The organism is Nostoc sp., from assembly GCF_036917455.1.
In the GTDB taxonomy this organism is placed as follows: domain Bacteria; phylum Cyanobacteriota; class Cyanobacteriia; order Cyanobacteriales; family Nostocaceae; genus Nostoc.
The window spans coordinates 1-11,382 of record NZ_JBALDK010000230.1; the positions used below are offsets into that span (position 1 = coordinate 1).

General features: G+C 43.3%; 9 protein-coding genes. 4 read left to right on the forward strand and 5 right to left on the reverse strand.

Annotated features, from left to right (window positions below; translation table 11 throughout):
* The coding region (locus V7K42_RS25450; protein WP_334920027.1) for a hypothetical protein at positions 1-707 on the forward strand (707 nt) is incomplete at its 5' end.
* 398 nt (positions 708-1,105) lie between these two features.
* On the opposite strand, the gene V7K42_RS25455 is transcribed toward V7K42_RS25450, so the two are convergent.
* Entirely contained in the window at positions 1,106-2,038 is a 933-nt protein-coding gene (locus V7K42_RS25455) for a hypothetical protein (RefSeq protein ID WP_334920028.1), read from the reverse strand.
* A 142-nt stretch (positions 2,039-2,180) separates the two neighbouring features.
* Here V7K42_RS25455 and V7K42_RS25460 point away from each other — a divergent pair, with 142 nt between their 5' ends.
* The 3 genes from V7K42_RS25460 to V7K42_RS25470 all read left to right on the forward strand — a co-directional run bounded on the left by V7K42_RS25460 (position 2,181) and on the right by V7K42_RS25470 (position 5,941).
* On the forward strand, positions 2,181-3,635 hold the full coding sequence (locus tag V7K42_RS25460) for a sensor histidine kinase (RefSeq protein WP_334920029.1): 1,455 nt from the start codon (positions 2,181-2,183) through the stop codon (positions 3,633-3,635).
* Positions 3,636-3,746: 111 nt separating this feature from the next.
* The gene (locus V7K42_RS25465) at positions 3,747-4,919 is read left to right on the forward strand and encodes a sigma-54-dependent transcriptional regulator (protein WP_334920030.1); all 1,173 of its coding nucleotides are present in this window, start codon (positions 3,747-3,749) and stop codon (positions 4,917-4,919) included.
* A gap of 266 nt (positions 4,920-5,185) precedes the next feature.
* Complete coding sequence (locus V7K42_RS25470; RefSeq protein ID WP_334920031.1) at positions 5,186-5,941, forward strand: SDR family NAD(P)-dependent oxidoreductase; 756 nt, start codon at positions 5,186-5,188, stop codon at positions 5,939-5,941.
* A gap of 268 nt (positions 5,942-6,209) precedes the next feature.
* On the opposite strand, the gene V7K42_RS25475 is transcribed toward V7K42_RS25470, so the two are convergent.
* From V7K42_RS25475 to V7K42_RS25490, 4 genes are all read right to left on the reverse strand, one after another.
* Positions 6,210-8,942 carry an HD family phosphohydrolase gene (locus tag V7K42_RS25475; protein WP_334920118.1) on the reverse strand — a complete coding sequence of 911 codons (2,733 nt, stop codon included), beginning with the start codon at positions 8,940-8,942 and terminating at the stop codon, positions 6,210-6,212.
* Between the two features lie 649 nt (positions 8,943-9,591).
* Entirely contained in the window at positions 9,592-10,530 is a 939-nt protein-coding gene (locus V7K42_RS25480) for an ADP-ribosylglycohydrolase family protein (RefSeq protein ID WP_334920032.1), read from the reverse strand.
* A 105-nt stretch (positions 10,531-10,635) separates the two neighbouring features.
* On the reverse strand, positions 10,636-11,100 hold the full coding sequence (gene aroQ / locus V7K42_RS25485; protein ID WP_334715387.1) for a type II 3-dehydroquinate dehydratase: 465 nt from the start codon (positions 11,098-11,100) through the stop codon (positions 10,636-10,638).
* 7 nt (positions 11,101-11,107) lie between these two features.
* A complete protein-coding gene (locus tag V7K42_RS25490) occupies positions 11,108-11,248 on the reverse strand; it encodes a hypothetical protein (RefSeq protein ID WP_012410890.1) in 141 nt (46 codons plus the stop codon).
* Between the last annotated feature and the right edge of the window lie 134 nt (positions 11,249-11,382).

Sequence of the window (11,382 nt, forward strand, 5' to 3'; positions counted from 1 at the left end):
ATTTGAGTCAAGTCATTGAGGAGCCGGATGAGGTGAAAGTCTCAAGTCCGGTTCTGAAGACCAACGGATCTGGTGACAGATTCGTTGAGTTTAATTATTACAAACAGTACTTACATTATAAAACACTTGGTTTTCGCACCCAAGCCAGACAACACCTTCAGCAGTTTATTGCTTCCTTTGCTTCCTTTGCCGAGAAAGAATTGTGGACTCATGAGTTTCTAGAAACTGAAGAATATGAATCTAGGTTAAATATAATTCGCTATGAGCTTTATGAACAGGTTGTATTTCCTGTTCTTCTTAGTGGTTATCAAAAGCGCGATCCTTGGTCAGTTTTGTGGCTTGCTCGTACAGCCAACAATTTTTATAAAGTAAAGCATCTCCACAAGCAGATTGACTTTAAAACAGACTATGGGTTACTGAAAGAATGTTACTTGCTCGCTCCAAACAATAATGAAGTACATAAAGACTTACTAAGTGTTCAGATTCGAGCGCTTCAGTATTGTATTCATGAATATCCAACCGGGATACTATATGGAGCAGTAAATGGGGCAACAATAGATGAATGTCAGGAGATTCTTTCAGAAGTTGAGTTTGCTAGAAAACTTGATATTGATAAAATTCAAGAAAAATTCCTCAATGACTGTCAGTCGAAAGTGCTTGAATACATTGTTAGACTTCAAACTTACAAATATCAAGGTGGTCAGTAAGTTTATCTAACCACCTTTTGATTTTTGAGGCTTTATTTAACTATTCCAGAATGACTATAGGACTCCTATTTGATTTTTGAACAATCAAGCTGCCTAGAAGCTTGACATACAAAGCTTGACTTCTCAGTATACTGAGCAAGATTCAAGTAGGATTCCTATATATCTGCCAAAAGTTAAAATTTACAACCTAAATATTTTGCGATAAACTCTTGTGCGATCGCAAAAAAGTGTAACCGATTTTCTGGTTTGGCAAAACCATATCCATTCGATCGCTTTCTGATTGTCTTACCCGTGGATCGTTTGCATCTTGACCGATGAGTAAAGGTTTTTGAATCGGTTCAGCGAAAAATAAAAGCGATCGCGCAATCTTTTGCGGGTTGGAAATGCCTGAGCAATGCCTATGGGAGGCTGCGCCAAGCTACATTCTGTCCATTTACAGTTAATTGGGTTGCTTCTATGATTTGTCCATAGTTGTTGTGGCTACCAAAACCCTGAACTTTAACTTTGTCATTTCCCTGAATTATATTAACCAGTTGTTCCCCAACATGGGGGGCAAACTTAACTTCTACGCCAGAGGAGAGGATCAAGCCATTAAGTTCTCCTCGATGCCCAACTAGCCAATGCTGAGTAGTTCCCTCGGCAGAGAAACTGGTGTAACTAGCAGGGTTAGCAGGAGGTGGGGGTGGCGCGGTAGGAGGTTGGGCAGCAATTGTCTGCTGATTCTTTTGATTAGTAATCTGAATTGCCCGGATTTCTTGCCCGAAGCGAGTGGCTGTACCACTCGTACCAGTGACGCTAACCTCAGCATTGGGAGCAATCAAATTAGTTAGTTGGTTGCTCAGATGAGCCGGAAACTTGACCTGAAGCCCATTTTTGAGTAGTAAACCATCAACTCTGCCTTCGGGATTGAGTAAGTATTGTTGCACTGTACCAGTGTAAATTGCAGTATTGCCATCAGGTGGGGGCGCATCAGGAGCAACTCGACTGTCTGGATTAACGATCGCTGCGGTAGGTAATCCCCGTCCTCCCATCGCTGATTGCTGGTTGAAGGCAAAGTAAGTGCAAACACCAGCAAAAGCGATCGCAATTCCGGCGACTCCACTGCTGAGGATCAAACGCAGGTTGCGGCGGCGAGTCTGATTTTGAGTCTGTTGGATATGCAGAAGTTGTAATGCCTCCTGAAGATTTTCTGGAGAAATACCTGCCTCTGTCGCAGCTTGAACCAGTTCTGAAGGTGCATAATCATGGGATTTTTGCCCTTGGATTTGTGCTGCTAAGGTAAACAGTTCTGTGGCAGTTTGGGAAGTAATGCGATCGCGGGAGTCCTGCATACGCTATCTCACTAAAAGTTAAAATAGTTCAAAATTCCAAAGTGCAAAAATCGTGCCAAAGGTACACTTGTACACTTAAGTCAAAGCAGATCGCAGAATATAAGAACTGGTTATATTTTTTGCCCTAAACATTTTCTGATCTATGCCCCTGCGACGCTGGACTCTGCGGCAACAACTTACAATTTTGACAGTTCTATTTCTGAGTCTGAGTGGATTAGCGCTATGGCTAGTCATCCAACTGTTTGAGAGTCTGGAGGGGACAATAGTTTCCCGTAATCAGCGTGAACTAGCGAGTGCTAATACCCGCCTAATAAAGTTGTTTTGGGAATCTCGGCCCAATCATACAGAAACGCCTGACGAAGTTTTAAATCAGTCGTTACAGGATTTATCAACAGACGCTTTAGGAAATTTTCCCCGTGTAGAAGGGGGCTTCTATCTCCTACAGCGCGATCGCTTATTGGGATACGCTTTTCCCACTCATGGCGGGCCAGTGCCGAAACGAGATATTCCTCCCACTGAACAGGATCTAATTTTACAATTGGCGCGACAGGCAACTAGTCAAGGCTTACCCCAAGAACTCGTACTTCGTCCCAAATTGGATATTTTGGTACTGCGAGTAGATCCATTACCTCTTTGGGGGTCAGTATGGACTATGAAACGGATGCCACGGACAGAAGATAGTCCGCAGAAAATGTTGAGTGGGATGATAGTCCTGGGGATGTTAATTGTCGGTATCTGGACATTTGCCATTGCTATGCAACTCCAGTGGGGCGTGCAGAAACTACAGCAGAGTCTCAAGGCGATGGAAGCAAATCCGGCAGAACAGATACCGCCTCTACCTGCTGAAATGGGACTGCTAGGAAGTGCAATCAACACAATGCAGTTTCGCCGTCAAGACTTAGAACAACGGCTGCGGCGAGTTGAGCATTTGGCTTCATTAGGACAATTGGTAGCAGGTGTTGCTCATGAAGTTCGTAATCCCCTCGCCAGTATGCGGTTGAACTTGCAATATACAGAACGCCAACTACAGAAACAGGCAATTAACAATCTCCCAATTGGGAGTTTGCTCGAACAGGTGGAACGTTTGGAACATCTAGTTAAAAGACTTCTGTATTTTGACCATAACCAACAGGAAATTCCCACAGTAACTTCCCTAGAAGCGATCGCTCAAGAATCAATTGCCTTACTACGCCTCAAAGCTGAAGAATGCGGAGTTGATTTGCTTTATCTGCCTCCCACCCCATCCTTACCGCAAATACCGCTTTGTCGTCACGAACTGGGACAAGTATTCGTGAATTTGATTTTGAATGCAATTCAAGCAAGTCCTGAAGGTGAACAAGTAAAAATTGGAGTTGAGCAAATATTAAAGAATGAAGAAAAGAACAATTCCCTTTTGCTAGCTTGGGTCGAGGATCGGGGAAAAGGCTTATCTGCCGAAGCTCAAGAGCAAATTTTCATCCCATTTTATTCCACCAAACCGGAAGGAACAGGACTAGGGTTAGCCATTAGCCACGAAATTGTCACACGCAATCACGGTTATATTGATGTGCAATCTAAACCGGGATGTACTCGTTTTAGTATTTATTTACCTATTTAGGACTTACGCAAATATACCTCTCAAACTCTCATCTCTCCGTGACCTCTGCGCCTCTGCGGTTCATTATTCCGTAATTCCTAACTATTAACAGAAACAAGGATATAAAGCTAAATGGCAAAAATTCTAATTATTGATGACGAAAAAGCATTACGACAAGCGATCGCCCAAATATTGCACAGCGAAGGCCATGAGGTACTAGAAGCAGCCGACGGAGAACAAGGATTAAAGCTGTTACAAAACTCAGCCACTCATCTTGATTTAGTCTTTCTCGATCTGAAAATGCCCAAAACTCAAGGGATGACCGTATTAAAGCAATTAGAGCAAAAGCGATTTGAGTTACCAGTGATTGTAATGACAGCTTATGGAACCAGTCGCACCGCAATTGAAGCAATGCAGTTAGGTGCTTACGATTACCTAACTAAACCATTTGACTTAGACGAACTGGTAAATTTGACTACAAAAGCATTAGCCCATCATCAAGAACCATTGTATCAAGTTGGTGAATCTACCTTGCAGACAGGACAGGAGGAATTATTAGGGCGATCGCAACCGATGCAATCAGTCTTCAAGCTCATTGGTCGTCTTGCGCCCACAGATACAATTGTTCTTATTTCTGGAGAATCTGGTACTGGTAAAGAATTGGTTGCTTCAACCCTTCATGTAGCCAGTCCCCGCAGCAAAGCGCCATTAGTAAAAGTTAACTGTGCTGCACTACCAGAACATTTACTAGAAGCAGAATTATTTGGACACGAAAAAGGAGCATTTACCGGCGCAAATCACCTGCGAATTGGACGATTTGAGCAAGCAAATAGCGGCACAATTTTTTTGGATGAAATTGGAGAACTGAGTATGGTGATTCAAGGTAAACTCCTGCGGGTGTTACAGGATTGTTCCTTTGAACGTCTGGGTAGCAACCAGACACACACAGTCAACGTGCGGATTATTGCCGCAACCAATCGCAATCTAGAGCAGATGGTACAGCAAAACCAATTTCGGGAAGACCTTTTTTATCGCCTTAACGTCGTGCGGTTGGAATTACCACCTTTGCGCGATCGCCCAGAAGATTTAGAACAACTTACCCAACACTTTCTTAGCACTACTGCTTTGCGACGGGGATTTAAACGCTTGGCGCTGGCCGAGTCGGCAATGAAGAGGCTGAGGAATTATACTTTTCCTGGTAATGTGCGGGAGTTGCAAAACACCTTAGAACGGGCAGCCATCCTCTCAGGTGGACGCACAATTTTGCCGGAACATCTGGTCTTTAGCCAAAAGGATGAGATTTAACAATTCAAAATTCAAGACAATTTCAGGCGGGGATTTAAACCCCGACTTGAAACTGGGGCTACCTGTAGAGGTAGGGGTCTTAAACCCTTTTATTTACAATAAATCATTTGTGAAAAATTAAGATAAAGTGCCTTTTATCAATAAGTTAAAATACTCAAAATATTCTTAAATATGAAGATGTTGTCGCGATCGCACCTCTTCGATCGTTCGACATAATTCGCGCAGACGGCTTTTTCAAACTCAACAACCATAGGGAACTCATAACCATGAAAAAACTAGAAGGAAAAGTTGCAGTTGTCACGGGAGCCTCCAAAGGAATCGGTGCTGGCATCGCCTTGGATCTGGCAGCCGAAGGTGCAGCAGTTGTTGTCAACTACGCCTCTAGCAAAGAAGGAGCAGATCGCTTAGTTGACAAGATTCTCGGTGATGGCGGTAAGGCGATCGCAGTACAAGCAAATGTTAGCCAAAGAGTAGAAATCGAACGTCTGTTTGCAAAGACGCAGGAGACATTCGGCAGGCTCGATATCTTGGTTAATAACGCTGGCATTTACGAGTTTTCTCCGCTCGAAAGCATCACCGAAGAGCATTTTCACAAGCAGTTCGATCTGAATGTGCTGGGATTAATTCTCACCTCACAACAAGCTGTCAAGCATTTCAGTTCAGAAGGTGGCAGCATCATCAACATCAGTTCGATTGTTAGTACCCTCACGCCTGCAAATGCCTCTGTCTACAGCGCTACTAAAGCTGCCGTCGATGCTATAACAAAGTCCCTAGCTAAAGAATTGGGTTCGCACCACATCCGCGTCAATTCCATCAATCCTGGTATGGTGGAAACGGAGGGTACGCAGACGGCAGGATTGACCGCAGCCGACAACGAAGGCCGCAAACAGACTGAAGCCCAAACTCCACTTGGTCGCATTGGACAGCCGCAAGATATCGCACCAGCAGTTGTCTTCCTCGCGTCCTCCGATTCCGCCTGGATCACCGGCGAAACGCTATACATATCGGGTGGACTTCGCTAACTTTAGGGACTTGCAGAAAATAAATTATCCCAAATTATAGCAAGGGACTGGGGACTGGGGACTGGGTGAAAAGTCTTTTTGTGTCTAAGTTTCATCATTTGTTGATGTCCTAACCACCAAGCCCGGATTTCTCACCACATCTCTCAAAACCTTGTGCAGGGGAGCAGGGGAGAAAGAAGAAGTTTTAGGTATTGCGTTCGGATATTTAGAAATTCCCCTCTGCACCTTTGCCCCCCTGCCCCTCTGCAATCTTTACGCTGCATACTCTTCAGCTTAACTTAGTGCCATTCCGCGCAGTACTACTAGCCTTCAACTTCGGATAAGCAATCCGTTTGTGGTGAAATTGCTGCCAAACATCCACAAATATCTGGGCAATTTGTGACATCTCTTCCCGTTTTAGTCCTGAATCGATGAGTTGATTGTCTTGCCATTTGGCACGTAAAATATTGTTCAGCATTGCTAAAGCTTGTTCAGGCGAGACATCTTTGAGCGATCGCTTCTCTCCCTGATGCTTTGCTGAAGTCGATGCTTGCAGCGATCGCAGCGCTGCTTCACAAGAATCTGCTAACATGACAATTCCGGTTTCCCGTGATTGGGGAATTGGGCCATCGTAGCGAAAATCCGCGTCGTCCACTGTTAAACTTGGATCTTCCTGAGCCATTTGCTGGGCTTGGTGATGGAAATAAGCAATCAGCATCGTTCCCTGATGCTCTGGAATAAAAGCTTGAATCGCTGTCGGTAAAAGGTGTTTACGCGACATCACTAACCCTTCAGTTACATGCTTTTTGATAATCTCTGCACTCTTCCAAGGGTCTTTAATTTCTGTATCATGTTTATTCGGTCCCCCCATTTGATTTTCAATAAAACCAAGGGGGTCGTGCATTTTGCCAATATCATGGTATAATGTCCCAGCTCTGACTAATTCAACATTGCATCCTAGTTCTTTGGCAGCAGCTTCGGCAAGGGTAGCGACAAATAGCGTGTGTTGGAAAGTCCCAGGAGTCTCTGTAGCTAGTCGTTTTAATAAAGGGCGGTTAGGGTTTGCCAGTTCTGCCAGGCGGATGGGAGTGACTAAATCGAAAACTTTTTCGAGATAAGGACTCAACCCTAAAGCGACAACACTCCAGCCTAAACCGGATAAAGCAAAAAATCCGGCTTCTCGGAGGACGATATACCAGGTTGAAGCAAATGCTTGACCAATTAAGATTTTAACAACCAGATAAATGCTGCCTTGAGTTAAGGCGATCGCAACCCCTAATAATGCCAATTCTTCACGCGATCGCAATCGTTGGGCGACGTAACTACCTAATATTGCCCCACCTGCACCAGCTAAAAGTGCAGCCTTGCTCATATCCAAGCTAATACCTAATATCGGCAAAAGCAGTAATATCGGCAACAGCAGTCCGACAACTGTCAACCCCAAAGTGGGGCCATAGAAGCTTCCCAACAATAAACCAAGGGCACTCCAGGTTGTATAAGGCAATCCCATCGGCACCAATCCTGGCACACTCAGAGTCAGCAATAATACCAATAAGCGATCGCGTTGTCGCAATTCGTAATCAATATGTCGTTCTACCCAGACAAAAATACTAATGGCGATCGCAATCACGCCTCCTAACTTCACCAACTCCTGCCATTTCACCTCGCGGTGAACTAGGTGATAATGCTCTAGCACATCAAAGTCCCATGCAGTAATCTGCACTCCTTTTTTAACAATTACCTCACCATCCCGGAACTTCACCATCACAGGTGACACTCCAGCAGCAGCCTTTTTAGCATTTTCTCTCGTTTTTTCTTCATCTTCTTGCAGATTCGGCTTGAGTACAGCTATCAACAGGTTTTTTGCTAAAGGTTCGGCAGATTCTGGTACAAAGGACTGCAATTGTAAACTCACCGCATCCTGCAAGATATTTTTTGGCAGTCCCTGTGCGATGCCTTGAGCGAGAATTCGCTCTGCACTCTGATGGATTCCCTTCTGGGTTTTTTCCCACTCTACATCTGACAAATCCAAAAGTAAGGATTCCTCGTATACTGCTTCTGGCGTAATAGTCTCTAACTGTAAAAGTTTGGCAGTCGCTTGGGTGTATCTTTTGCGTGTTCGGGAAATTTGGGCAATCAGTAAAGACAAGTTTTTCTCAGAAGTTGTGAGGCGGTAAGATTCTAGTTCTGCTATTGCTTGAGTAAAATCAGTGTTTTGAGAAAAATCAACTCGTGTCTTCTCTGGCGTTGGTGTTTTGTGCGGTTGGCGTTCCTGATTGGGTGCTATAGATGATGGACGGGATGAGATGGCGTTTCGTCCTGTTCCTTTTTTCTGCTGATTTTTGCTATTTTCTATAGCCAATAACAGTGCTTGCCATTCTGAGTCAGAGCAAGAGCGGAGGTAACGCTGGGTAGAGATAGACAAAACCACAGGATCAAAAAAAGGAAAAGCTCCAGCAACGACGCGAATTTCGTTGCTATCATCCAGAAATTTTTGCAAATTTTCGTTGATTTGTTCGTTCATTCGCGGATCGAGCATCAACACTTGCAAAGAACTTTTGCTGACTGCTTTGCGCTCGGCTTCTGTTTCTTTGCGATCTTCGATGCTAGTTGTGTAGGGCGCTATAATCGTTTGGGGCGCGGGATGTCCTATTTGGAGTTGAGTTTGATTATATAATTTTTGCCCAAGAATACCTGTGAAAGATAGTATAGCGATCGCTAAAATTACCAAGGAACGCTGTTCGTGTACCCAATCTAAACAAACTTTATAAATACTCCTCTTAGTTTTTACCAATTTTGCCTTTAACTTGAGCGCTGTTTCTTGTTTTCGACGACAGCTTTTGTCATTGGTTTTTGATAAAAATAAGATTACATTCTTCAGAATAGTCCTTAGAAGTTCCCTTCTATGGCTTTTGCTTTTGGGACTTTTCATTAACTTTCCCTTACGGCGTAGTCCTTTGTACTGTCGCCGCCAGTGAGTCAATTGCTGGGTTAAGAACTGCAAAAATTGCTGCATTTTTATTATCTCTGCCTGCAATTGCCTACTTTGATAGCTCAAAAAAAGACAATCATCAGGGAAGTTTGATCTGCTACTATTGCAACTACGGTGACGGAGGCTAATTGAAGCTGATTTGCCACAATAATTACCTACAGAATCTGTCCGAGGGTTTGCTGAGAACTTCTAGTATATAAGACTAGTACACTATAACAGGGGGCAAAAGCCCTAAGCCTTATTAATCGAGATGGTAATACCAATTCTCTGTGAAGCTGCACATTATTTTTACCCCTCCCAACCTCCCCTTAAAAAGGGGGACTTTGATTCTTCCCCCTTTTTAAGGGGGGTTAGGGGGGATCTAAGAGTGCCTAAAATTACAGCGAAATACTTGTTCATTCAACCTCTTAACAAGGCGAGGTGCTGCAAGCGGTGGGGTTCTTTCTATCCGTCTTCATCTAGAAATGGTAGAAGTGTATTTGAGCCAAGATGTGCTAATACTTTGTCAAGCTAATTTTGAGGGTTTTTAGTCAGCACTTTAATGCTTAGAAAATAAGGAATCAAGTTCTTACTACGAAATTCTTTAGCCATCGAATTTAAACTTGACAGACTACTAAATTTTTTAGTTTCTGGCTACATTGGTAGTCTTCAGAATTTAACATTGTTCGGTAAAAAAGGATTAACGCGACCGAATTACACGAGGAGCTGCGTAAACCGAAAGCAAAGCCACCTCACATTCCTCCTCTGTTAACTCCCTTGGATTTAGGGCAATATCATACACTCCTGACCACACCGCCACAAATGTATCGATTAATTGTAACATTTGGGAAAAACTAGTTAGTCCCCAGACTGGAGAATTCCTTTGCAAGAGCAAAACTTGCCAATTTACGGGAATTCCGCCCATACCATTATATGCTCCTGATAAAGCACCAGTAATTGCACTTGTAGCCTGTGAGCTTAGAGACCTAACTTCTTTTACTTTAGGATTGCGATTGCGATTAGCCTGCAAAACTGCAAGGCGAAAGTCTTCTAAGGTGCTTAAAAAGCAGTAAAATGCCATAGCAATAGTGTTACTGAGTTTTTCTTCTTTAGCAAACTCAGCTTGCGCCCTTGACAATCCCGCCCCTTGCTGTAATAAATTCTGGACTGCTAATAATTTTTTTGGTATTGATGTGGGTGTTTCACCGAGAAAGGAAATTATTTGCGGGATTAAGGTTAGAGGGTTGAGTTTTTCAGTTAGTGCAAGAGATATTGCATAAGCTATTGCTAGTGTTCCATCCCTGACTACTGGATCATCCTCCCAGATTTTGAGTACAAGCAGCAAGTTTTGCCGGAGCTTAATCGGATTTTCGTGAAAAAAAAGTGCTACTGGTAGTGTGGCAATAATTATTTTTATTGATATATCATCAGTTGCTGTTAAATGAAGAGATTCTTGTTGCTGACGCGCTATCCAATCATCTAAATCTAATTTACCTAACGCAATCAAACTTTCAGTTCCTAGAATTGCCATTCTGCCCAAATCTAGGTAATGAGACTGCATACCACCAGATGCTAAACTTACCCCCAGAAATGCTCCAAGGAAAGTACCTTTAAACCGACTGATAGGAGAGTAAAGCATAAATTATGTTGTTAAAAGTGAGGAGTTAATGAAAGATTGCTAATTCTTAACTTTACTACCAACTCCAAATTCCTGTACAGACAAAGATTTTTCGCGTCTATACTTCTAACTTTTAACTCTCAAATAATTCACTAATGCTTGTAAGCCCAACAAGTAACTTTGAACGCCAAAGCCGCTTATTTGACCGATCGCAACTGCGGCGATGTACGAATGATGGCGAAAATCTTCCCTGCGGTATATATTACTCAGATGTACTTCGACTGTGGGCAAGTTTACAGCCGCGATCGCATCTCGCAATGCCACACTGGTATGAGTATACGCCCCTGCGTTAATTAAAATTCCCTGATGTAATCCTAATGCGCCATGAATGCTATCTACCAAAATTCCTTCATGATTTGACTGCAAAGGAAAAACTTTCGCCTGTAACTTGAATGCTTCTTCGTCTAACAGGCGGTTAATTTCGGCTAGTGTCAACGAACCATAAATTCCTGGTTCTCGCTGTCCTAGCAAATTTAAGTTTGGCCCATGCAGTGCCAGAATGCTTAAGGGTTGCAACGTCGAGTTTAGCACTTTGGGTCTAGTGACGACGACGCGAGCGATCGTTCACAGGAATCGGAATCAGTTCCGGTTCCGGTTCAGCCTCTGGCCCTAACAGACTTTCAATTAGCCTGCGAGCTAATTCCTTAAGCTTTTCCAGCACCTTTTCTATATAGTCCATGAACTGAACGCTCCTGAGATACTACCTCAATTTTTGATTAACAGGTACGCAGAAAATGGCATATTGTCGCACTTCTGGCTTCCAATCGGGCTGAAACACAATCCCGTATTTGGGACATAAGCCACTTCTAAAAT